The sequence below is a fragment of the Rufibacter sp. XAAS-G3-1 genome (assembly GCF_013623775.1).
GTDB lineage: Bacteria > Bacteroidota > Bacteroidia > Cytophagales > Hymenobacteraceae > Nibribacter.
The window spans coordinates 137,688-159,137 of the sequence record NZ_JABFAM010000001.1 but is presented as its reverse complement, the minus strand read 5'-3'; the positions used below and the strand labels follow the sequence as shown (position 1 = coordinate 159,137).

General features: G+C 51.7%; 22 protein-coding genes. 12 read left to right on the top strand and 10 right to left on the bottom strand.

Features of this window, described 5'->3' with window-relative positions; all coding sequences use genetic code 11:
• Positions 1-83: 83 nt before the first annotated feature.
• Entirely contained in the window at positions 84-884 is an 801-nt protein-coding gene (locus HHO50_RS00645) for a Cof-type HAD-IIB family hydrolase (protein WP_181304075.1), read from the top strand.
• Positions 885-1,097: 213 nt separating this feature from the next.
• Entirely contained in the window at positions 1,098-1,364 is a 267-nt protein-coding gene (locus tag HHO50_RS00640) for a DoxX family membrane protein (RefSeq protein WP_219921403.1), read from the top strand.
• Between the two features lie 335 nt (positions 1,365-1,699).
• Here the strand turns inward: HHO50_RS00640 and HHO50_RS00635 are convergent, their stop codons facing one another.
• Complete coding sequence (locus HHO50_RS00635; RefSeq protein WP_181304074.1) at positions 1,700-2,110, bottom strand: DoxX family protein; 411 nt, start codon at positions 2,108-2,110, stop codon at positions 1,700-1,702.
• Between the two features lie 82 nt (positions 2,111-2,192).
• Positions 2,193-2,534 carry a hypothetical protein gene (locus HHO50_RS00630; protein ID WP_181304073.1) on the bottom strand — a complete coding sequence of 114 codons (342 nt, stop codon included), beginning with the start codon at positions 2,532-2,534 and terminating at the stop codon, positions 2,193-2,195.
• A gap of 3 nt (positions 2,535-2,537) precedes the next feature.
• Between HHO50_RS00630 and HHO50_RS00625 the strand changes: the two genes are divergently transcribed.
• Entirely contained in the window at positions 2,538-3,995 is a 1,458-nt protein-coding gene (locus tag HHO50_RS00625; protein WP_181304072.1) for a potassium/proton antiporter, read from the top strand.
• A gap of 152 nt (positions 3,996-4,147) precedes the next feature.
• On the opposite strand, the gene HHO50_RS00620 is transcribed toward HHO50_RS00625, so the two are convergent.
• Both HHO50_RS00620 and HHO50_RS00615 read right to left on the bottom strand, forming a co-directional pair.
• Positions 4,148-4,636 carry a hypothetical protein gene (locus tag HHO50_RS00620; protein ID WP_181304071.1) on the bottom strand — a complete coding sequence of 163 codons (489 nt, stop codon included), beginning with the start codon at positions 4,634-4,636 and terminating at the stop codon, positions 4,148-4,150.
• A gap of 415 nt (positions 4,637-5,051) precedes the next feature.
• A complete protein-coding gene (locus HHO50_RS00615) occupies positions 5,052-7,262 on the bottom strand; it encodes a catalase (protein WP_181304070.1) in 2,211 nt (736 codons plus the stop codon).
• Positions 7,263-7,799: 537 nt separating this feature from the next.
• On the opposite strand from HHO50_RS00615, the gene HHO50_RS00610 reads away from it, so the two are divergent.
• A complete protein-coding gene (locus HHO50_RS00610) occupies positions 7,800-8,048 on the top strand; it encodes a hypothetical protein (RefSeq protein ID WP_181304069.1) in 249 nt (82 codons plus the stop codon).
• A gap of 281 nt (positions 8,049-8,329) precedes the next feature.
• Here the strand turns inward: HHO50_RS00610 and HHO50_RS00605 are convergent, their stop codons facing one another.
• The 4 genes from HHO50_RS00605 to HHO50_RS00590 form a co-directional block, all read right to left on the bottom strand.
• Positions 8,330-8,722 (bottom strand): DUF4440 domain-containing protein, encoded by a 393-nt coding sequence (locus tag HHO50_RS00605; protein WP_181304068.1) that lies wholly within the window; start codon positions 8,720-8,722, stop codon positions 8,330-8,332.
• A gap of 524 nt (positions 8,723-9,246) precedes the next feature.
• A complete protein-coding gene (locus HHO50_RS00600; protein ID WP_181304067.1) occupies positions 9,247-9,810 on the bottom strand; it encodes a hypothetical protein in 564 nt (187 codons plus the stop codon).
• Between the two features lie 433 nt (positions 9,811-10,243).
• A complete protein-coding gene (locus HHO50_RS00595; RefSeq protein WP_181304066.1) occupies positions 10,244-10,696 on the bottom strand; it encodes an RES family NAD+ phosphorylase in 453 nt (150 codons plus the stop codon).
• A 6-nt stretch (positions 10,697-10,702) separates the two neighbouring features.
• Complete coding sequence (locus tag HHO50_RS00590; protein ID WP_255478534.1) at positions 10,703-11,161, bottom strand: antitoxin Xre/MbcA/ParS toxin-binding domain-containing protein; 459 nt, start codon at positions 11,159-11,161, stop codon at positions 10,703-10,705.
• A gap of 435 nt (positions 11,162-11,596) precedes the next feature.
• On the opposite strand from HHO50_RS00590, the gene ccoS reads away from it, so the two are divergent.
• The 8 genes from ccoS (at position 11,597) to HHO50_RS00550 (ending at position 20,200) form a co-directional block, all read left to right on the top strand.
• Entirely contained in the window at positions 11,597-11,803 is a 207-nt protein-coding gene (ccoS, locus tag HHO50_RS00585) for a cbb3-type cytochrome oxidase assembly protein CcoS (RefSeq protein ID WP_181304065.1), read from the top strand.
• Positions 11,793-13,979 (top strand): cytochrome-c oxidase, cbb3-type subunit I, encoded by a 2,187-nt coding sequence (gene ccoN, locus HHO50_RS00580; RefSeq protein WP_181304064.1) that lies wholly within the window; start codon positions 11,793-11,795, stop codon positions 13,977-13,979. The genes ccoS and ccoN overlap by 11 nt, the downstream gene beginning before the upstream one ends.
• A 131-nt stretch (positions 13,980-14,110) precedes the next feature.
• A complete protein-coding gene (locus HHO50_RS00575; RefSeq protein WP_181304063.1) occupies positions 14,111-14,305 on the top strand; it encodes a hypothetical protein in 195 nt (64 codons plus the stop codon).
• The gene (locus tag HHO50_RS00570; protein WP_181304062.1) at positions 14,302-15,513 is read left to right on the top strand and encodes a c-type cytochrome; all 1,212 of its coding nucleotides are present in this window, start codon (positions 14,302-14,304) and stop codon (positions 15,511-15,513) included. The genes HHO50_RS00575 and HHO50_RS00570 overlap by 4 nt, the downstream gene beginning before the upstream one ends.
• A 1,000-nt stretch (positions 15,514-16,513) precedes the next feature.
• Complete coding sequence (gene ccoG / locus HHO50_RS00565; RefSeq protein ID WP_181304061.1) at positions 16,514-17,914, top strand: cytochrome c oxidase accessory protein CcoG; 1,401 nt, start codon at positions 16,514-16,516, stop codon at positions 17,912-17,914.
• A gap of 184 nt (positions 17,915-18,098) precedes the next feature.
• The gene (locus tag HHO50_RS00560) at positions 18,099-18,572 is read left to right on the top strand and encodes a FixH family protein (RefSeq protein ID WP_181304060.1); all 474 of its coding nucleotides are present in this window, start codon (positions 18,099-18,101) and stop codon (positions 18,570-18,572) included.
• Between the two features lie 3 nt (positions 18,573-18,575).
• Positions 18,576-19,280 carry a sulfite exporter TauE/SafE family protein gene (locus HHO50_RS00555; RefSeq protein WP_181304059.1) on the top strand — a complete coding sequence of 235 codons (705 nt, stop codon included), beginning with the start codon at positions 18,576-18,578 and terminating at the stop codon, positions 19,278-19,280.
• 35 nt (positions 19,281-19,315) lie between these two features.
• Positions 19,316-20,200, top strand: a complete 885-nt coding sequence (locus tag HHO50_RS00550; protein ID WP_181304058.1) for a universal stress protein — start codon at positions 19,316-19,318, stop codon at positions 20,198-20,200.
• A gap of 335 nt (positions 20,201-20,535) precedes the next feature.
• Here HHO50_RS00550 and HHO50_RS00545 read toward each other — a convergent pair whose 3' ends face one another.
• Both HHO50_RS00545 and HHO50_RS00540 read right to left on the bottom strand, forming a co-directional pair.
• A complete protein-coding gene (locus HHO50_RS00545) occupies positions 20,536-20,916 on the bottom strand; it encodes a glyoxalase/bleomycin resistance/extradiol dioxygenase family protein (RefSeq protein ID WP_181304057.1) in 381 nt (126 codons plus the stop codon).
• Between the two features lie 170 nt (positions 20,917-21,086).
• On the bottom strand, positions 21,087-21,374 hold the full coding sequence (locus tag HHO50_RS00540; RefSeq protein WP_181304056.1) for a DUF1456 family protein: 288 nt from the start codon (positions 21,372-21,374) through the stop codon (positions 21,087-21,089).
• Between the last annotated feature and the right edge of the window lie 76 nt (positions 21,375-21,450).

Sequence of the window (21,450 nt, the reverse complement as noted above, 5' to 3'; positions counted from 1 at the left end):
AGCACAGCTTTCACAAAAGCAAAGCGGTATCACCCGCCTTACGGCCAGCCGAATACATCGGCGTAGCCAAAGAACGAACAACTATGGATTTTTCAGACATAAAGCTGGTGGCCACTGACATGGACGGCACCTTGCTAGACCCCCAACACCGCCTACCCTCAGATTTTTACCCGGTGTACCAGTCCCTCAAAGAAAAGGGGATTCTGTTTGCCGCCGCCAGCGGGAGGCAGTACTACAACCTGGTGAACCTGTTTGCCCCCATCAAAGACGAACTCATTTTCCTGGCCGAAAACGGCAGCTACGTGGTGGCGCAGGGCGAGGAACTCCTGGTGCAGGCGTTAGACCCAACCATGGCCAAAAAGGCCCTGCAGAAAGCCCGGAGCATACCGGGGGTGTACATTGTGCTCTGCGGAAAGAAATCTGCCTACGTAGAGAATACCCACCCCGCGTTTATGGATCAGGTAAAGCTGTACTATGATGCCGTGGAAGTGGTAGACGACCTGCTGCAGGTAGAAGATGACCAGTTCCTGAAGATAGCCCTCTGTGAACTGGCGGGCGTAGAAGAAAGCAGCAATCTCCACTTCCGGGAAGAAAGGGAGCATCTGCAGATCACCGTTTCAGGTAAAATATGGCTGGACATCAGCGACCAACAGGCCAACAAAGGCAGGGCCATGGAGGTGATCCAGCAGAAATTCAACATCACGCCAGAGCAGACCATGATCTTCGGTGATTACCTCAATGACCTGAAGATGATCCAGAAAGCCCACTACAGCTACGCCATGGAAAACGCCCACCCAGACATCAAAGAAGCGGCCCGGTTTAGAGCCAAAAGCAACCGCGAGAACGGCGTGCTGGAGGTGCTGCAACAGTTGATTTCCGGTTAAGAGCATGGTTGAACTTTGTCCCTTGTGCTGCAAATGGCCAGAGCAAGAACCTGCGTTTGCCATTTTTGCTTACCAATTCAAAGTTTAAGCATGCTCTAAGAATTGCCAACGTATTCGTACTACGGGTACACCTTGTAACTAAAATTGGTCAAAGACTGCCGTTTTGGGGCAGTTTTCCGGGAAACAGGCGTAAAACACACAAATGAAACTGGTATGAAAAACGCACCGTTTGCCTATCTGCTGGCCCATCTGCCGCTTGCGCTCAGCTTCTTCGGGCACGGCTTGGTGCGGCTGCCCAAGCTGGATAAATTCAGCCAGTGGGTGGTGGGGGAGTTCCAAGGCTCCATGTTGCCATCGGCTTTGGTGCAACCGTTCAGCTACGTGCTACCCCTTCTGGAACTGCTCATAGGGTTGCTGCTGCTCATAGGGTTGTTCACCCGCTCCGCGCTGATTGCCGGTGCCCTGGTGATGTTGGTGTAGTCTGCTGGAGGAGTGGCAGAACGTATTTCTGCAGATGCTGTACGGCCTGTACTTTGCGGGGCTGCTTTTGTTTGTGGAGAACTACAACCAGTATTCCTTAGACGCCAAATTGGGCAGGAACAGATAGCGTTTTCACGCTGATTTTGCTCGCTCGCCTGTGGCGCGTTTGGGTTACTTCCGGCGCCCCGCCGCTTTTGAATCATGTGAAAGATAAGCATAGTGGCGAGCTAGCGTTCTGGGGTACTTAAAAATAGATGAGCCCTGCCTTCAAGGGAGGCAGGGCTCATCTATTCCTAGAAAGGCTCCGGAAATTTACCGTTTCAGAAGCACAGGCCTTAGTAGCGCAACGTAGACCGCGCGTTGTTTCGGCGGGAACCGTCAACACTCCAGATGCCAGAACCCTGGGCCGCAATGTACAGAAACAGGAAACAGTACAGAACTGCCGGTTCGCCATGGTTCAGGATAGGTAGTGAGCCCTCCGAAGCGTGCCCCATAAAATAAGCAACAGCCATGGTGCCACTGGAAATAAAAGCGGCCCAACTGGTAAAGAAGCCAAGGGCGATGAGCACACCTGCCACCAACTCAATGATTCCGGCTACCCCCATAAGGGACGCTAATTCGGCGGGGTCTTTCTCTCCGGGCCAGCCAAATAATTTCTGGGTTCCATGCATGGCGAACATCAGTCCTGCCACAATGCGCAGGATGGCGTACAGGTGGGGGGCGTATCTGCCCAATATTCTTTCCATAGAGAAGTTAATAAGTTTGGGGTGTGGTGTTGTTCTGGCGTTACCCCTGTCAACCAGGGCAAGTCTGTGATTGTACGAGCATTTAATCTATATAGTTTTGGTTTAATATAGTAGGCTGAAGTTCCCTTTCTGGTATTCTGGGGTAGCGGTAAAGGGTAGCCTGACGGGCATAAAGGAGGGGGCAGATGGGTTTTGCCTGTCCTTCAGAAGAAGAAGAAGAAGAAATTGGGTACGCCTGAAAGAAGGGAGGGAGGCTGTTTTTCGCTTGTTTTATGAAAAAAGCCCCCAAAAAGGCAAACAGCGCATGGGGTTCTGTAGTAAAGGAAGAAAATCTGGCCTTCTTTTCTCCTGAATTTGTATATTGAGTGTGACGCGATGGGCTTTTTTTCTGTAGAAACGCTTTTCTTCTAACTAGTGCCGCCACTACATGACCTATACCATTGAAGAATTATTGCTGGGTGCCTCCATCCTTTTATTCCTGAGTATCTTGATCAGCAAGAACCTGGGCCGCTTCGGGATTCCGGCCCTGGCCCTCTTTTTGGGCGTGGGGATGCTGGCCGGTTCAGAAGGCATAGGCGGCATTTATTTTGATGATTTCGGGTCGGCCCAGTCCCTGGGTACCATTGCCCTGACCATTATCCTTTTCTCTGGCGGGCTTGACACGCGCTGGGAAACCACCAAACCCATTCTCTGGCGCGGCATTGCCCTTTCTACCCTGGGGGTATTCATTACGGCCATCTTGGTGGGCGTTTTTGCCACCTATGTCATGGATTTCAGCCTGCTGGAAGGATTGCTGCTGGGCGCTATTGTCTCTTCCACAGATGCAGCGGCGGTGTTCTCTATCCTGAGGACCAGCAAAGTAGGGCTGAAAAACAATCTGGGCCCCACGCTGGAACTGGAGTCTGGCAGTAACGACCCCATGGCGTATTTCCTGACGGTGAGTTTCACGTTCCTGCTCTCTAACCAAGAGGCCAGCATCTGGCAGTTGGTGCCCATGTTCTTTTTGCAGATGAGCATTGGCGCGGCGGCCGGGTTTGCCATGGGCCGCACCATGGGCTGGACGATCAATAAGATCAGACTGCAGCAGGAAGGGCTCTACCCTGCGCTCACGCTGGCCATGCTGCTGTTCACGTTCTCCTTTACCAACCTCATCAACGGAAACGGATTTCTGGCGGTGTATATCTCGGGGGTGCTGCTGGGCAACAGCAACTTTTTGCACAAACGCAGCCTTACGCGGTTCTATGACGGCTTGGCCTGGCTCATGCAGATTGTGATGTTCTTGATGCTGGGGCTGCTGGTGTTCCCGTCGCACATTGTGCCCGTGGTAGGCTCTGGGCTGCTGATCTCTATGTTCCTTATTTTTGTGGCCCGTCCGGTGAGCGTGTTTGTGGGCTTGGCGTTTTTCAAGGCATCGCTCAAAGACAAACTGTACGTGTCATGGGTGGGGCTGCGGGGGGCGGTGCCCATTGTGTTTGCCATGTACCCGCTGCTGGCGGGCGTGGAGAAAGCCGATATGATGTTCAATATCGTGTTCTTTATTGTCCTTACCTCGGTGATGCTGCAGGGTACCACGCTCAAAGTAGTTGCCAACTGGCTAAAGCTGAGCGAGGAAGAGAACAATATGAAAGTGCTGCACCTGGGGGAGGAAATGGGCTACGCTTCGCGAAACTCTCTGGTAGAACTGGAAATGCGCCAGGGCTGGCGCTCCATAGGGAAACCCATTGTAGAACTTGGCCTGCCCAAGACCTCGCTCATTGTCCTCATTGACCGCGACGGGAAGTTTATTACGCCTGGTGGTTCTACGGTACTGGAAGCCAGGGACAAACTCATGGTAATGGTAGAGAACGAGCAGGAACTCCAGCGGGTGCGCGAAACGCTGCAATAAAGGGTTTTCTGGCAAAAGATGCCCAACTGCTCGTAATCCTGCTCTGCTAATCCGCCCACAAGATCCTTTCAGGAGGACAAATAGGATAAAGTAAGTCTGTCTCTGTACTTAGGAGCGAAAGGTTACTGCTCTGTCAAGCCAAACAAAAAACTTTATAAAGCCATTTGCAGGCGGAGCACAGAAGCATACCTGAAGCGTCTGCAGGCAGCGTATAGGGTATCACTTTCCCCCAGAAGGTCATAGAGATTTGCGTCATCAAAACCAGAACGCCAGAAGCTGCCGCCTGCCGGAAGGTAGGGGTTGAGCACGCAGGTGATAGCTTTTAATTCACTCACCTGCAGTAATCCCCAGTTTTCTGGTACTTCCTCGGCCTCAATTATCCCCGCAGGGGCATATAGAAAGCGGTATCTACCCAAATCCATTCCGGGAATGTCATGGAAAAGTGCGTGCCTGTCTTCCAGAAAATCAGGGCGGGAGAGATAGATTTTAAGGGTAATGCTTCTGCCAAAGGAACCAACGCCAAGGAGGTAGGGAGCTTGTTTTTTACCTTCTGCTTCAGAAGTTACCCTAAAAGTTGTAGCGCAACTGCCCTCCTTTACCAGCCACTTACAAGCAGGTGCAATTATATCTTCGTGCGTCATTGTACTCTGGTTTCCGTGCTACTAGCCTGCAAAGAAAGCAAGTAACCTGGAAATCTTTGCTGGATTTCTTTCATGAACCGAGAAAGACAGGACGTTTGCGGTGGCGGATACGGGGCGTTTTAAGCCTGTTTCTGCGAAAACAGTAGCCAACGTTTTCCTTTGAAACAGACCAAAAACCCTTCAGGTACCAAGGGAACCGTGAGAGAGCCAATATTGAGAAATGGCTTTTGCCTGCGATATGTAGTGATACCCGCCAACAAATTACCGGAAACCTCGAGTTTGTAGGAGAAGCTGCAACCTCCTGACCGTTTTAGGGCTACTTTCTGGAAAACGGCTTCAAAACGGAAACCAAAACCCAAAAAAAAGTCCCCACCAAATCTGGCAGGGACTTCTTTTTTACTCGGGAAGAAGATCTCTAAGCCGGGATCATTTCCTTTTCCTCGCGCTCCCAATGGCGGTACTCGCTGAGGCTCGTCAGGAAGGCTTCGGCGAAGGTGGTGAGGTCTGCCTCTGAGCCGGCGGTTACCACGCCTTTGCTGGTGGAAACACCCGAGGAGGCAGGCTGAGCATATTCCACGCCCTTCAAGTCTGAGGCTTGCAGCAGTGCAATGCCTTCGCCCAGGGCACCGATGGTTTTGCAGTGCTTGAAGGTCTCGTTGAGGAAGTGCAGGGCATCGCCTTGTTTTTTCAGGAGCTCCACGCAGCCTTTCCCGTCGGGTACCAGCACGGCATCAAACAGCACGGACGCGGCGGTGATGTGGCTTTTATCGGCTTCCAACTCGCCGCCGTGGCTGCCTTTGATGGTGCCCAGGAACTTAGAGATGATTTTGGCTTCCACGCCTTGGGCTTTCAGGGCTTCTTTGAGTTGCGTTACTTGTTTTTCATCCACGCCTTTATCAGCCAGAATGGCGACTTTCAAAGTGGAGACGGTTTTCTTCTTGCCTTTCTCCTGGCTCACGGCCGGGGACTCGTCCACCATTTTCTTCGTGGACAGCTTTTCCTTGAGGGCGCTTACCGTGTTCTTTACCGTCTCCGCTACAGAACCCGTAGGCGCTTCCACCCCGATGCCTTCGGCCGTAAGGGCGGCCAGTTCCAGGTCTACGTGGGCCAGGTTGCCCACCATGCGCTCGCGCACGGCCTTGGTTTCCACTTTGCCCAACTCAAAATGCAGCGCGCTCACAATGTGCTTTTTCTCTACCTCAGTCATGGAGTTCCAGAACAGGGTGGCCTGGCTGTAGTGGTCATTGAAGCTCTCGCTCCGTTTCCTGATTTTGTGGCCTTCCACGCGTTCTGTGTAATGCACGTAGCCGCCCATGTTCTCGGGAGCCATCATGGGGCAGCCGCCGCCCAGGGAATTGGGGGTGTAGTTCACGCGCCCTTTGCTCACGGTGTGCCGCATAAAGCCCGCGCCGTTGATGTTGTGCACCGGCACCACGGGGCGGTTGATGGGCACCTCCACAAAGTTGGAGCTGTTGAACCGGTTCAGCTGAGTGTCCAGGTAAGAGAACAGGCGGCCCTGCAGCAGCGGGTCGTTGGTGACATCAATGCCGGGCACCAGGTTTCCGGGGTGGAAGGCCACTTGCTCGGTCTCGGCGAAGAAATTGTCTGGGTTGCGGTTGAGCACCATCTTCCCGATGGGCGTGATGGGCACCAGTTCCTCGGGCACCAGTTTAGTGGCATCCAGCAGGTCAAAGGCGAAGGCGTGCTCGTCTTCCTCTTCAATAATCTGCACGCCCAGCTCAAACTCGGGGTAATTACCGGCTTCAATGGCATCCCAGAGGTCGCGGCGGAGGTAATCGGGGTCTTTGCCGGCCAGCTTCTGGGCCTCGTCCCACACCAATGATTTCACACCCAGCATGGGCCGCCAGTGCAGTTTCACGAACCTGCCTTTCCCCGCCTCGTTGATGAACCGGAACGTGTGCACGCCAAAACCTTCCATCATTCTGAAGCTGCGCGGAATGGCGCGGTCAGAGAGTACCCACATGAGCATGTGCGTGCTTTCCGGCACCAGAGAGGCAAAATCCCAGAAGTTGTCGTGCGCCGCTGAGGCCTGGGGCATCTCGTTGTGCGGCTCAGGCTTGATGGAGTGCACCAGGTCGGGGAATTTGATGGCATCTTGTATGAAGAAGGGCGGCATGTTGTTGGCCACCAGGTCATAGTTGCCCTCAGAGGTGTAGAACTTGGTCGCGAAGCCGCGCACGTCGCGCACGGTATCGGCGGAGCCGCGGGAGCCTACCACCGTAGAGAACCGCACAAACACCGGTGTTTTGGTGGAAGGGTCGGTGAGGAACTTGGCTTTGGTGTATTCCTTGAAGGAGTCATTGTACGGCTGGAAATACCCATGCACCCCGGTTCCGCGGGCGTGAACCACGCGCTCCGGAATGGACTCATGGTCTAGGTGCATCATCTTCTCGCGGAAGTGGAAATCTTCCAATAAGGTAGGCCCGCGGTCGCCGACGGTGAGCGAGTTATCGGTGTCGGTGATGCGGAGGCCCTGGTCAGTGGTGTAGAACTGGTCTCTGGGGTCGCCGCTAAAGGAGTCGAGCTGCCGTTTCTTGCTGTTCTCGTCTACCGGGTACGAGCGGGGTATTTGGTTTTTGTCCTGGGGAGTTTCGTCTTTATTCATAAGGCTACTTGGTTTGTTTCAGATGGGAGGTAATTGCCTTGGGGCATGGCAATGGATTGGTAACTCTAAGCTTGTTCACTTAAACTATACGGGTATAAAGCTGGCTTGTTAGATTTTTCTATGATACTGCTAGATTAAAATAGGATTAAAATTGTAATTTAAGGATGCTGTAGATGAGTGCAGGGGAATGTAAACTACCAGTAGCTCGCTCAGTCAAGTATAAACTTTTGGAATAAGAACGCCGGACGAGAATCAAACTATAACTGAGTTCTTGGAAGTGAAGCCTAGAATTGGACGTTCCCGTCTCTTAAGCAACGGGTGCTGCCGAAAAGCAAAAGTTGCTGCTAATAGGAGGGACGCTGCAAGGTAGGTTTGATTGTACTTTATAACTGAAAGCAGTTTGAAAACTAGCGAGAGCCGGGCTTATTTATAACTTGGTTAGCTCCTGCCCAAGGCGTTTTGGGCATGTTTTTCAGAAAACAAACCTAAAACGCACGCGCCGTATAAAGAACGTATCACTTTACAACCCCCTTTAAAATGGACAATGCCCTGATGGAAGCGGTCACCGAAGCGGTGCAGAAGAAGACCTCCCAACGAATCCAGTACTACTCTGACATTAACGAGTTCATCACAGTGACGGCCATGATCAAGCGGGTGGAGGAGAAATCAGGGAAACTAACCCTGGAACTGGCCACCGGCGAAGAGATTCGGTTTGATCAGTTGGTGCGGGTAGGCAAGGTAGCCGCAGACAGCTATGACAGCGGGTATTTCAAATGTGATCTCTAGGGCACTTCGTAAGCTGTGACTGTACTTTTCAATTCCAAGCCGCTAGTTCTTCCCTGGTAAAAACAACGCTCTATCCGTACCAGGCGTTTCAGGGCTGTTTTCCCGAAAACAGCCCTGAAACGCTTTCAATTTTTACAGGTAGAGGATGACTCATCAAGGGAGGTTTCTTTCTTGCAAAGAGCCTAGACGGAAGTAAACAGCCCCGAAACGACCACCGCTTTCTAAGAAGGGCTGTTGTTTCGGGGCTGTCGGCTTATGTTCGGGATGGAAACCTAAGATGGCTATGATTGTTGCTGGTTGCTGTTCCAGATGTCTTTCTGCATTTTCCAGTGGTGGTTTTCCTGCTTCCAGACGGCCATGTACTTGCCAAAGTCCAAGGTGTTGCCATTCTCGGCTTTGAGCGTGTAGGTGCCTAGCTCTATGGCGGTCAGGTCTAGCTGTTCTACTTCTACGGTATCTAAAGTGATTGCCTTTACGCCCATCTCCATGGCGTTCTGCCAGTACTGCACAATGGCTTCCCGGCCTTTCACGGGTTCACTGCCGGCGGGCAACAGCAAAGCCGTTTTGGTGTACAGATCCGCGACACTCCCCACATCGCCTTGGTTGAAGGAAGAAACAAACTTTGAGTTAAGGCTTTTGATTTCATCGGTAATGTCTGTGCTGAGTGCTTCCATAGGGTGGAGTGGTGGGATAAGAATGGTCTAAATATTAGGATATACGTCAAATATACAGGAGACCCGCAGACGGTACCAAAATGAGCTGTCTGCGGTTACTCCCGCCGGAGGTCTAAGGCAAGATACAAATTTCCTTGTAATCAAGAGGCCTCACTGGATAGTACGGGGAAGAAGAGGAATGGTAGGATTTTAGCAGGCAGGGTTTCCTTTATGGCGCGGAAGTTACTTCCGTGTCTTATTGGAAACCCTCTCAATATAGGTTTTAAGCCTGTTCTTAGGAAACTGGCTCTAAAAGGAGATATGGCCTCAGTATTGTTGAAAGTCACGGAAGTAACTTCCGTGACTAGGTGTGGGAGTCCCGCTCATCGTACACCTTAAGACATTATGCGCTTGGCTATGGAAAATGGTGAATATTAAGTATAGCAATTCTGCACTTTTACCAGTCAGATAAGCCACAACGGTTAGAACTTTTGTCTTGATTATTACTTGTTAGGTGTCTTTTCTATTTTAGTAATTTTGCCACATTAATGATTCCATTTCAATCCATCCACGTCAAACTCGATGACCTTCTTGCCGGCATCATAGAACATTGCCTCAATCTTCACTTTCTTAGCACCTTTTAACTTTTTGATAATCTTTGCAGGGTTACTGAAGAAAATAACATCAGCACTTCCATCGGCAGCCATTGTATAGTAGTATTTTTCGACTTTCCCATTATCAAATTTCATGCTGATAATTTCATCACCCATACTAGAAATAAATTGACCTTTAGTAACTGTAAGCATCAAGTCTGTTTCTTTTCCGTCTTTTCTTGCTACTATGTCAAAGTTGGAGCCACCGTGGTAAGGAAAATCAAATTCGATTTCATTGGTAGAAGTGACACGAGCAAAGTATTTCTTTTCATCGGTCATTTTATCAATATCTTCTGAATAAGACCAAACCGATTCAGGTATTGCAGGCTCAGTTGCAGTTTCTTTAGTAGTCAGTTCACTGGCTGATGCTTGGGTTGTTTCTGGATCAGGCATGAAGATGCTAATTGCAATCAGGCTTAAAATGATTGCACCCATGATTCTTAAAGCTTTTTTCATTAATTGAAGTTTTAGATTTTAGAAAGTTTATACTTAGGGCTTAAAGATAAGGGAAATTATACTATTCATTTATAAGTACTCGGGGTAATTTGATTACTTCAAAGGAATTGTTAGCTGTTTTAGATGTTTGATGAGCTACTTTAGTAGCTACTAAGAGCTTGTTTAAAAATTTGTCTTTCATACTGCAAACGGCCATAGCAAAACCGCTTCCGCAGAACCTTAATCTTACTGTTTTCGCTTACGAATCCAAAATTTAAACAAGCTCTAACCTGATTTTACCTTACATTTTTCGGCGCGGAAGTTACTTCAATGCCTCTCACGCATTTCCTTCAGCAACTCACTCCCTCTGACATCAATCACCCCTAAACTGACACCCGTTATCTTTTTCCCCTCTGCCAACTCCTGACCCGCTTTAAGGTTATTGGCAGGAGTTTTATTTTCTAAGGCGAGAGTCAAAGTGGAAGTCCTTAATTTCTATCAGTTTAACTTGGCTATAATGTTGATGCCTACAATTTAAAATATAATTGCTTGCGCTATGAATGATACAGCTTGGCACTTTCAAAGCAACAGTTTCATCTTTCTGAACCCAGGCTTCTGCTATTTCAGATAATATTGTTGGTGCAGGATAGTCCGTCCAGTTCTTTGGTAAATCACTTATTTTTATTTCTTTAATTGAATTATCTGGAATCTCTAAAGTAAGAATATCAGTTTCAGGCACTAACATTGGAGGAGTATGCACAATAGTTTCGAGAAGAGCAATTTCCTTGCTTTCTCCAGTATACAGAACAGGAGTGCCTTTTTTGTTCCATCGGCCACCGTACATGGCCGCGCCAGTTCCCGCTAAATCATTTGAGTGTTTTTTGCCAGTTATCCTGTAAACAACCATGAGTAACTAGCTATAGACTCCATGCTCAATTCTTCCTAAGATATCCTTCACTTTAGATATCCCTCCTGGAATCTCGATGAGTTCTTGAGGCTCCATGTTACCTAAAGCTGTGTTAGGTAAACTCAGCCATTTGAAGAAGTTGTCTTTATTCCCAAATACCTCAGAACCATATAGAAACAAATCAGCGATCTCAAATAATTTAACTGAATAGTTCCTTTCCAGATTTTTGTTTGCTTTGATCCACCTGTAAAGCGTAGGTTCTGAGATATTGAGCATTTGGGCAGCTGTGTCCCTTGTTATATTGAAGTATAACCTGAAATTATTGATGACGTTCGCATTCACGCCTTTTGTAGCGATGTGAATGAAGTCAAACGGGCTTTCAATTTTTGCCCGCATATAGTTCTTCCCAAGAATTTCTATGAGCTTTTTGTAATGTTCCGTTGTTGTTTGAACTTCTCTCATCATTTGATAAAATATTTTATCATTTGAACGAAAGTAGTAAAAAGATGTTGTGCACCAAAACATTATTTGAATTTTTGCTTGGCTACATTAAATATTTCAAAAACAGAGTTATCTGTCTTTTAACTTCTCCAAAACGCACAGATTGTCATCCGTCAAACCGATAACCTTAACTGTACTGCCAGATATCTAAATTGTTAGATATCCATTTGGGCGAGATGTTTGCTTTATCCTGATCTCCCAATAAATAGCTGCTATCGAACTTCTCACATTTCCCTCTCCCTTGACATCAATCACCCCCTAAACTGACGCCCGTCATCTTTTTCCCTCCGCCAACTCCTGACCTTTGTAACAACTGAAAGGGCTAGGTAAGCGCCGAAGCGGAAACATTCACTTCTCTACCGCTGCCGCCTGTTTCAGGAGAGACACACCGGCTCAGCCATGAACATCATTTTTCTTCTTATCTGCATCAGTCTACTGGTGGCCATCCTGTTTCTGGGGGCGTTCCTGTGGGCGGTGCGTTCCGGCCAGTACGAGGACGACTACACGCCCTCCGTGCGCATTCTCTTCGACAACGAATTAACCAAAAAGCAATCTATTACTTCTATTTCTACTAAAACCATGGAGGACACCGCACATGTTAGCTGAGGTTCTGAAAGCACCGGGCGAGGCGCTCAAATCCAGCGTCCGCACCGTTGAAACATTTTATTACGACAACAAGATTGTCCGCGATTTCGCCTACGCTACCCTGTTCTGGGGCGTGGCCGGGATGCTCATCGGGGTGCTCATCGCGTTCCAGTTAGCGCGCCCCGAGCTCAACATGGGCACCGAGTACACCACCTTCGGGCGGATTCGGCCGCTGCACACCAACGCCGTGATCTTCGCCTTTGTGGGCAACGGGATCTTCATGGGCGTCTACTACTCGTTGCAGCGCCTGTGCAAAGCCCGCATGTACTCAGATGTGCTCAGCAAGATTCACTTCTGGGCCTGGCAATTGGTCATTGTAGCGGCGGTCATCACGCTTCCCTTAGGCTACACTACCTCCAAAGAGTACGCCGAGTTGGAGTGGCCTATTGACATTGCTATTACCGTGGTGTGGGTCGTGTTCGGCTGGAACATGTTCGGGACTATCCTCAACCGCCGCGAGCGCCACATGTACGTGGGTATCTGGTTCTACATCGCCACGTTCCTGACCGTAGCCGTGCTGCACATCGTGAACTCTTATGAGATTCCGGTCACGTTCATGAAAAGCTACTCTGGCTACGCCGGGGTACAGGATGCGCTGGTGCAGTGGTGGTATGGCCACAACGCGGTTGCGTTCTTCCTGACCACGCCGTACCTGGGCATGATGTACTACTTCCTGCCGAAGGCGGCCAACCGTCCGGTGTATTCCTACCGTTTGTCCATCATCCACTTCTGGTCTCTGATCTTCATCTACATCTGGGCCGGCCCGCACCACTTGCTGTACACCGCCTTGCCCGACTGGGCGCAGTCATTGGGAGTTGTGTTCTCTGTGATGCTGCTGGCACCCAGCTGGGGCGGGATGATCAACGGGCTCTTAACCCTGCGCGGTGCCTGGGACAAAGTACGCGAAGAACCCGTGCTCAAGTTCATGGTAGTAGCCATTACGGCCTACGGCATGGCCACCTTTGAAGGGCCGCTCATGTCCCTGAAAAACGTGAACGCCATTGCCCACTACACCGACTGGATCGTAGCGCACGTACACGTAGGCGCCCTGGGCTGGAACGGCTTCCTGACCTTCGGGATTCTGTACTGGTTGTTGCCGCGCATCTTCAGAACCAAGCTGTACTCCACTAAACTGGCCAACTGGCACTTCTGGTTAGGCACGCTGGGCATCCTGTTCTACGCCATTCCCATGTACTGGGCCGGGTTTACCCAAGGCCTCATGTGGAAACAGTTCAACAACGAGGGCATGCTCCAGTACTCCAACTTCCTGGAGACCGTGCTGCAGATTGTGCCTATGTATTACCTGCGCGGGATTGGTGGGTTGTTGTACCTGAGCGGCGTGTTCCTGATGATCTACAACGTCATTAAAACCGCGAAAGCCGGTACCCTTTTAGCCAACGAAGAAGCCCAGGCTGCTCCCTTAATGCCAGCCGCCGTGATCAAAGCCGGAGGCGAGCACACCGGAGGCCACTGGCACCGCATGATTGAGCGCCGCCCGGTACAAATGGCCGTATGGGCTACCGTCGCCATCCTGATTGGTGGTCTGGTGGAGATGATCCCTACGTTCCTGGTAGAATCCAACGTGCCCACCATTGAAAGCGTGAAACCATACACCTCCCTGGAGTTGCAGGGCCGCGATGTCTACATCAAAGAAGGTTGCGTGAACTGTCACTCCCAGATGGTGCGTCCGTTCCGCTCAGAGACCGAGCGTTACGGCGAGTACTCAAAGGCCGGTGAATTCGTGTATGACCGTCCGTTCCTGTGGGGCTCTAAACGTACCGGGCCAGACTTGCACCGCGTAGGAGGGAAGTACCCGCACAGCTGGCACTACCACCACATGCTGGATCCAACGTCCATGTCTCCGGGTTCCATCATGCCGGCCTACCCCTGGTTGCTGGAGAAAGACCTGGACATGAGCGACACCCAGGCGAAGATTGAGGTTCTGACCGATTTAGGCACTCCGTATGCCCCCGGCTACGCCGAAAAAGCCAACGAAGACCTCCTGCGCCAGGCCCGCGAAATCACCGCCGAACTCAAGAAAGAGAACATTGACGTGAAGCCCGAGAAAGAGATTGTGGCCCTCATTGCCTACCTGCAACGCCTGGGTACCGACATTAAAGTGAAAGAAGAAAAATAGTTATCAGTTGATGGATGTCAGTTGTCAGGCAATAGTTTAGAGACTAGCTCTTGATGCTAGCAATGAACCTAGAAGTGTTTTCACAAACTAGAATCTGATAACTGACAACTAACAACCAAAAGTAAAGAGCCATGTACAAAAGTGTTTTACAATCCATAGACGGCATCGAGATCTACCCCATTATCTCCTTCGTCATTTTCTTCGCCTTCTTTATAGGCTTGCTGGCCTATGTGGTGGTGGTGAAAAAAGAATACATCCAGAGCATGAAAGAAATGCCCCTGCAGAACGAAAACGGATTAGCCCACCCACTAGACCTACGGTCATGAAACGAGTAGTACCCTTCCTTGCTCTGGCGCTCTTGGTAGCGGGGAGCAGCATAGAACCTGCCACCGCGCAGGATGCCGTGAAAGGCAAGGCCATTTTTGATGGGAACTGCGCCGCCTGCCACGCCGTGCAGGAGCAGGTGGTAGGCCCGGCCCTCAAAGACGTGCACAAACGCCGCGACGAGAAATGGATCCTCGACTTCGTGAAGAACTCCTCCAAACTCATTGCTTCCGGCGATAAACAAGCCGTGGAGGTGTTTGAGAAGTTCGGGAAAGTACCCATGACCAGCTTTGAAGGCTCCCTTTCTGACGGCGATATCAAAGACGTGATCGCCTTCGTGCAAGAAGAAAGCGACAAACCCGCCGAGGCGAAGACCGAAGAAATTGCGCCTGTAGACCCTAACAAAGTAGACGGTGCCTCTCCGGCCGCCGCTGGCTTCAGTTGGAAAGCCCTGCCCCCTACTACGCAGGTATTGGTGGCACTCATCGGGTTCCTGTTGTTTGTCGTGTTTGTGGTGTTGATTATCACGTTCTTCCAGGCACTGCCACTGCTGGGCCACCTGTATGACAAGCCCGCCCTGCGGAACACGCCCATGGCCCGCTTTGTAGCCCTGCTGCGCGGAGACACCTCTACCATCACAGGTACCCACAAAGACATCCTGATGGATGACCACACCTATGACGGCATCTTTGAGTTTGACAACGACCTGCCCCCTTGGTGGAAGTACATGTTCTACGCCACCGTGGTGTTTGCGGTAGGCTATCTGCTGCACTACCACGTGTTCCAGAGCGGCAACCTCCAAATAGCTGAATACCAGGCCGAGGTACAGCAGGCGTCTCTCCTGAACCCCGCCGTGGGCAGCGAAGGCAACGCCAACGAAGTCACCGATTTCAAACCGCTCACCGATGCCCCTAAACTGGAAGCCGGGAAAGCCGCCTTCATCCAGAACTGCGCCGCCTGCCACGGGGCCGAAGGTCAGGGCGTAGTAGGCCCTAACCTCACCGATGAGTTCTGGCTCCACGGCGGCGACGTGAACGATGTCTACAAAGTGATTAAATACGGGGTCACCAGCAAAGGCATGGTGGCCTGGCAGAAAAAGCTCTCTGATGACCAGATCCTGGAAGTGTCCAGCTACATCCTCAGCATCCAGGGCAGCAACCCCCCCAACGCCAAAGCCGCGCAAGGCGAGAAAGACGAGCCTAAGAAATAGAATACTCTACACCCTTTATTAGCGTTTATTTCAGGGAAGCCTCTGCCTTTTTGGTAGGGGCTTTCTGGTTTTTGAATGTATGTGTAGTTGCTTTCACTAATATCGCTGGTACTCCCCCTTTGCAGGGAGCGGAGGGGGATGTTTACACTAGCAGATGTTTGTGCACGCAGTTTGCCTGATGCTGGCGTAGTGCCCGGTTGATGCGGTGCCCTTATGCTTGGTTGTTGCATAGCTGCCCTCCGTGCGCTCACGGCCGCGAGGCCCCGTCTTCCCCTCTCGCACTGCCCTTTCGGCCTGTGAAGTTCTTTTTTCTTAGCTGATGTTCAGTCAGGGCCAAAAGCGAGGCGCGCTTGGGAAAGACTGGAACAGGCAATACGTGGAAAGTGGTAGATTTATTAATCCAGTTTAATACGAGTAGACTACTTCAAAACGACAATGCCTTGCCATGTCGCAAGTTTGCACCATGAAAAGCTCCAACTTGCAAACTTGAAGCATGGTGTTTTCTAAGCCAATGTCTACTCTAAAGACGGACACTAAACGCACCAATTCCAGCCTTTCGCTTGAGCGCCTAGTGCTCGACCGCCCCTGAGTGACAGCGAGGGGGGCGCAGGAGAGATCACAGGGCGGAAGACGGGGCCGCCGTGGGCGCTCGGAGGGCAGCTGTGCAACACCCAAGCAGTAGGGCACCGCATCAACCAGCCGCCACGCCAGCATCAGGCAATCTGCGTGCACAAGACATCAGCCAATATAGAAATCTCTCCTCGCATGTATCAGCTAAAATAGACCTCTGTTTTTAACCTCTTTTCTCCAAAACACCCCTAAAACGCAGCTGCAAAGCCAAAAGATGACCAAGATCATTTTCCCAAATGATGCACGAGGTGGTGCAAGGCAGGAGGTTCCGGTAATTTTACATGGTGCTTCAGAGGTGAAATCAGCCAAGCGGAGGCACTCCAAAAACTAACCCCCATCTCGCGACCGGGCGCACAACCGGTAAGAGACTATGAGTACCGTACTAACTGATCCAGAAACATTCAGAGACAACATCTCTACCGTAGACAAAGACGGGAAACGGGTGTGGGTGTACCCTAAGAAGCCCAGCGGAAAACTGTACCAGTACCGCAAATACGTGAGCTACGTGCTCCTGACGCTCCTCTTCACGGGGCCGTTCCTGAAGGTGAACGGCTTGCCGATGCTGCTGTTCAACATTCCGGCCCGTAAGTTCATCTTCTTCGGGATGGTTTTCTGGCCGCAGGATTTCTTCATTCTGCTGGTGGGCTTCATGGCCTTCATCCTGTTCATTATCCTGTTTACGGTGGTGTACGGACGGGTGTGGTGCGGCTGGGTGTGTCCGCAGACCATTTTTATGGAGATGGTGTTCCGCCGCATTGAGTACTGGATTGAAGGCGATGCGCCCAAGCAGAAAGCGCTGGACAAAGCCCCCTGGACAACGGAGAAAATCTGGAAGAAAACGGCCAAGCACACGCTGTTCGTGGTGGTGTCTTTCTTCATTGCCCATACGTTTCTGGCCTATATCATTGGGGTGGAGGAACTGCAGAAAATCGTGACGGATGGGCCTGCGGCCCACGCGGGAGGCTTGTTCTCACTGGTGCTGTTTACCGGCGTTTTCTACTGGGTGTTTGCGAAGTTCCGGGAGCAGGTGTGTACCATTGTTTGTCCGTACGGAAGGCTGCAGGGCGTGATGCTAGACAAGAAATCCTTGACCGTGGCGTATGACTACGAGCGCGGCGAACCAAGGGGCAAACTCCGCAAAAACCAGGTACGCACCGAGGGGGACTGTATTGACTGCCACCAATGCGTGCAGGTGTGCCCTACGGGAATCGACATCCGGAACGGAGCCCAGCAGATGGAGTGCATTAACTGTACCGCCTGTATTGACGTCTGCAACTCCATCATGGATCTGGTGAACAAGCCGCAAGGTCTCATCCGGGTAGCATCGGAAGAAAGCATCGCGGAGAAAAAGCCTTGGACGTTTACAGGCCGCATGAAAGCCTATACCGCGGTTCTGGTGTTGCTGATGGGTGCTTTTGTGGCGTTGCTCATCACCCGCAGCAACATAGACGCCACCATCCTCCGCACGCCGGGCATGCTTTACCAGCAAACCGCCCAAGGCACCGTCACCAACCTCTACAACATCACGCTCATCAACAAAACCGACGAGGAACTGCCCATCACCCTGAAACTGCTTTCATCTGAAGGTACCATCAAAGTAGTTCGCAACGAGTTGGTGTTGCCCAAACAAGGTCTGGTGGAAGGTGTGTTTTTTGCCGAAATTCCTAAAAACAGCCTGCAATCGGCTTCTTCCAAAATTGAGATTGGCGTTTTCAGCGGGGACAAACTCATCGCCACGGAGAAAACCAAGTTCCTGGGGCCGGGGAGGTAATGTGCTGATCCTCTAATGTGCTAATTGGATTTGAAAATTTGGAGATGTGTAGATTGGGAAATTATAGGCGCAGTGCCTCACAAAAGTATAATGTGCCAGATTCTACCACCGTCCTTTCAGGAAAATGATTAGGGAATCAAGATTCCTCTCTAAAGACAAAGAACTAAAACTAGAAAAGAAGACAATGTCAACCCATACCACTCCCAATCCTGCCAAGCAGCGTTCCATGCTGCCTTACCTCATTGTTCTGGTGCTCGTCTCTTTTGCGGGCTACATCGGGTTCATGGTGTATGGCGCCATGAAGAGTGAGGTTAACCTGGTGAGCGAGGAGTACTACGCGGAGGAGTTGGAATACACCAACCGCATGAAGCAGGTGTCCCGGGCGCAGCAGTTAGAGACGCCTATCCAGATCATCTCCGCACCGGCGGCGGAGCAGTTGGTGATCCAGTTTCCGGCGGAGCTGGCCGCGGCCAAAGGAACGGTGCACCTGTTCCGGCCCTCAGACGGGAAGCTGGACATTACGCTGCCGCTCCAACTGAACGCCGAGGGCCTCCAACACCTCACCACCGCCAACCTGAAGAAAGGCAAGTGGCGCGTGCAGGTGACGGGCAAGGTAGGGGAGAAGGAATATTATCAAGCTCAGGAGATCACGTTGTAAGGCATGTGGTGGGCAGGGTTGGTCATCGGTTTTATCAGTAGTTTCCATTGCGTGGGGATGTGCGGCCCCATTGCCATGGCGCTGCCCGTTGGCAGGGGATCCGGCGCTTCCTTTGTGGGAGGCCGGCTCCTGTACAACCTGGGCCGCGTGACTACTTACACCACCTTGGGCCTTGTAGCCGGACTGTTGGGCCGCACCTTGCAGTTGGCCGGTTGGCAACAAACCATTTCCATCGCCTCGGGCGTGATCATGCTCCTTTTGGTGCTACTTCCTAAAATACACACCGGAAACGCCGGCCAGTGGCTGGGCACCGACCGCTGGTGGAACGCCCTGCGCAAAGCCATCGGGAAGCGGTTCATGAATCCGTCGGCGGGTTCTTTGTATTCGGTAGGAATTCTGAACGGGCTCTTGCCCTGCGGGATGGTCTACTTCGCGTTGGCCGGGGCGGTGAGTGCGCCGGGTGTGGGCGGGGCCATGCTGTATATGCTCATGTTCGGGTTGGGTACCTTGCCGCTTATGTGGTTGGTGTCTTTGTCCGGAAAGCTCATCCAGCCTAAGTGGCGGGCGCTCATGCGTAACGCGGTGCCGTACGTGGCGGGCTGCCTGGCGGTGCTGTTCATTCTGCGGGGCCTGAACCTGGGCGTGCCGTACCTGAGCCCCAAATTAGTTTCCTCTGAACAGGAGGCACCCGTTTGCCATGTTCCTTAACTTAATTAGATAGTTCTATCAAATCACCCCAGACCATGAAGCCAACCCCAAGAGTCCTGCTGCCCTTTAACTTCACCGATGCCTGCGTGGCAGCCCTTCGGTACGCGAGCCAGTTCGCCTCCTCCATTGGTGCCGATCTGGTGCTGCTGCATTGTGCCGGAGAAAACCAACTGACCTCCACCTTCCAAAGCCACCTCATGTCCCGCCTGCGGTCGTTTACGGATAGGTACATGCCCTCTGCCGGAAAATCCCTCACCCGTTTCTGCGTGGTACGCAGTGGCTTTCTGCGCGAGAACCTGCCGTCTGTGGTGGAGAACCACAACGTCAACCTGTTGGTCGCTTCTCCCGAGGCCCTATTGGGAAACATCGCCCCTGGCGAGGTGCTTTCCCTCACGAATTTCGCCTCGTGCCCCATGTTGCTGGTGCCCCAGCAAGCTGTTTTCCAGCCCCTGAAAGAAATTGTTTTCAGTGTGGACGTAACGGACACCGAAGCCAGCGTACTGGAACTGGTGCAGAGACTGGCCCGTGGATTCTCGGCTCACCTCACGCTGCTGCACTTGCACGGCAAGGTAGGGGCGCTGGAATTGTGCCAGGTGCAGAAAGCAGCCTCCAGCTTGCAGGCGCAGTTAACGTACCCCAACACCACCATTGTCTGCCAGGAAGAGGAAGACCTGCTGGAAGGCCTCAATGATTTCTCAGAACTTTACACGCCAGACCTCTTCGTAGTGGCCACCCGTGACACGCACCTATTGAACGAGTACTTCTCGGGCCGTTACCGCAAAACCAGCGCTTACCACCTGCACACGCCGCTTTTGAACCTGTACCAAGCCCGCAAAACGGCTTGCTCTGAAGGATGCATCCATTGTAATACCCACAAACAAGTGCAGGAGCAAGAAGCCGTTCCTACTGTTGAGGTGTAGGGGGAACGCAAAGAAGGACAGGGCGTTTAGTGCCTGATTTTTGTAAAATAGCCTTAAAACGAAAAGGGCACCAGGGGTGTTCTGGTGCCCTTTTTATGTCCAGCTGTACCGTCCTGAAATTAACTGGTAACCAAAAGATAGCCTGGTAAACAGAGATGATGCCAAACTGCCTTAAAAACTCTTGTGGGTAGATTGGCTTGCAGAGTGTTAAGATAGACGAGGTATTCCAGCACGTAGGTTCTGCGGGTTTACTTCCAAAGCCCTTTTCCTGAAGTGCACGGAGCGTACCTTGTCTTTATCTCAGAGACATCTTTCGATGGTTTATTGCCTTCTTCCTACAAAGCCGAGGTTACCCACCAGGTATTCCCGAACGGGTCTTTCACGCCCCCGCTGCGGCCGTAGGGTTGGTCTGCGAGTTCCATCACCGGGGTGGCCCCTTCGGCCAGGGCTTGGTGGTAGGCCTCGTCGGCGTTGGCCACGTGGATGTAAAGCCCGGCCGGTTGGGCAGCCCATTCGCCGGTGGCTTCGGCGAGCATGATGGTGCTGCCGCCAATCGTCATCTCAGCATGCATGATCTGGCCGTCTTCGCGATCCGTTCGGTATTTCTCCTCGGCCTGAAACACCTTCCGCAGAAAGTCCATGAACTGCGCGGCGCGGGGCACAATGAGGTACGGCATCACCGTTTGGTAGCCTTCGCGGACAGTTACTTTTTCCATAGGTTCGTTTTTAGCTTGTTTTTAGGAAAATACCCGCGAAACGGCAGGGCCGATGTTGGTAGCAGGAAGATACAAAATTTGCCGCCGGAAAAACAGGGAAACCCGAAAAAGCCGTTTTGGCCCTGTTTTCTGAAAACAAGGCCAAAACGGCTCTAGGGAAAATAAGGCCTCTATTTCTTGCGGGGCGGGTAAGCTATGGGCTTTCTGGCCGGGGAAGGAGTGGCTGCCGGCTTCTTTTCCTCGGGCGTGCCACGCAGGTGAATGACCAGGCCGTTCAGGAAGTTGCGCAGTAACTGGTCGCCGCAGGGCTTGTAGTTGGGATGGTCTTCCTTCCGGAAAATGGCGCCCAGTTCGCTCTTGGTAACGTTGAAATCCACCAGCTTCAGGATATCGATGATGTCATCATCCCGGAGCTGAAGCGCCACGCGCAGTTTCTTCATGATATCGTTGTTGGTCATGCCTTGCTTTTTTAATGATCTGCGAAAGTACGTATACGCAATAGAAATGCAAGCATGTATGGCGCGGGGAAAATTT

What these genes read in the sequence shown, in the direction of transcription:
- HHO50_RS00645 (WP_181304075.1), top strand. Translation starts at nt 84, where the DNA reads ATGGATTTTTCAGACATAAAGCTGGTGGCCACTGACATGGACGGCACC.
- HHO50_RS00640 (WP_219921403.1), top strand. Translation starts at nt 1,098, where the DNA reads ATGAAAAACGCACCGTTTGCCTATCTGCTGGCCCATCTGCCGCTTGCG.
- HHO50_RS00635 (WP_181304074.1), bottom strand. Translation starts at nt 2,110, where the DNA reads ATGGAAAGAATATTGGGCAGATACGCCCCCCACCTGTACGCCATCCTG.
- HHO50_RS00625 (WP_181304072.1), top strand. Translation starts at nt 2,538, where the DNA reads ATGACCTATACCATTGAAGAATTATTGCTGGGTGCCTCCATCCTTTTA.
- HHO50_RS00620 (WP_181304071.1), bottom strand. Translation starts at nt 4,636, where the DNA reads ATGACGCACGAAGATATAATTGCACCTGCTTGTAAGTGGCTGGTAAAG.
- HHO50_RS00615 (WP_181304070.1), bottom strand. Translation starts at nt 7,262, where the DNA reads ATGAATAAAGACGAAACTCCCCAGGACAAAAACCAAATACCCCGCTCG.
- HHO50_RS00610 (WP_181304069.1), top strand. Translation starts at nt 7,800, where the DNA reads ATGGACAATGCCCTGATGGAAGCGGTCACCGAAGCGGTGCAGAAGAAG.
- HHO50_RS00605 (WP_181304068.1), bottom strand. Translation starts at nt 8,722, where the DNA reads ATGGAAGCACTCAGCACAGACATTACCGATGAAATCAAAAGCCTTAAC.
- HHO50_RS00600 (WP_181304067.1), bottom strand. Translation starts at nt 9,810, where the DNA reads ATGAAAAAAGCTTTAAGAATCATGGGTGCAATCATTTTAAGCCTGATT.
- HHO50_RS00595 (WP_181304066.1), bottom strand. Translation starts at nt 10,696, where the DNA reads ATGGTTGTTTACAGGATAACTGGCAAAAAACACTCAAATGATTTAGCG.
- HHO50_RS00590 (WP_255478534.1), bottom strand. Translation starts at nt 11,161, where the DNA reads ATGATGAGAGAAGTTCAAACAACAACGGAACATTACAAAAAGCTCATA.
- ccoS (WP_181304065.1), top strand. Translation starts at nt 11,597, where the DNA reads ATGAACATCATTTTTCTTCTTATCTGCATCAGTCTACTGGTGGCCATC.
- ccoN (WP_181304064.1), top strand. Translation starts at nt 11,793, where the DNA reads ATGTTAGCTGAGGTTCTGAAAGCACCGGGCGAGGCGCTCAAATCCAGC.
- HHO50_RS00575 (WP_181304063.1), top strand. Translation starts at nt 14,111, where the DNA reads ATGTACAAAAGTGTTTTACAATCCATAGACGGCATCGAGATCTACCCC.
- HHO50_RS00570 (WP_181304062.1), top strand. Translation starts at nt 14,302, where the DNA reads ATGAAACGAGTAGTACCCTTCCTTGCTCTGGCGCTCTTGGTAGCGGGG.
- ccoG (WP_181304061.1), top strand. Translation starts at nt 16,514, where the DNA reads ATGAGTACCGTACTAACTGATCCAGAAACATTCAGAGACAACATCTCT.
- HHO50_RS00560 (WP_181304060.1), top strand. Translation starts at nt 18,099, where the DNA reads ATGTCAACCCATACCACTCCCAATCCTGCCAAGCAGCGTTCCATGCTG.
- HHO50_RS00555 (WP_181304059.1), top strand. Translation starts at nt 18,576, where the DNA reads ATGTGGTGGGCAGGGTTGGTCATCGGTTTTATCAGTAGTTTCCATTGC.
- HHO50_RS00550 (WP_181304058.1), top strand. Translation starts at nt 19,316, where the DNA reads ATGAAGCCAACCCCAAGAGTCCTGCTGCCCTTTAACTTCACCGATGCC.
- HHO50_RS00545 (WP_181304057.1), bottom strand. Translation starts at nt 20,916, where the DNA reads ATGGAAAAAGTAACTGTCCGCGAAGGCTACCAAACGGTGATGCCGTAC.
- HHO50_RS00540 (WP_181304056.1), bottom strand. Translation starts at nt 21,374, where the DNA reads ATGACCAACAACGATATCATGAAGAAACTGCGCGTGGCGCTTCAGCTC.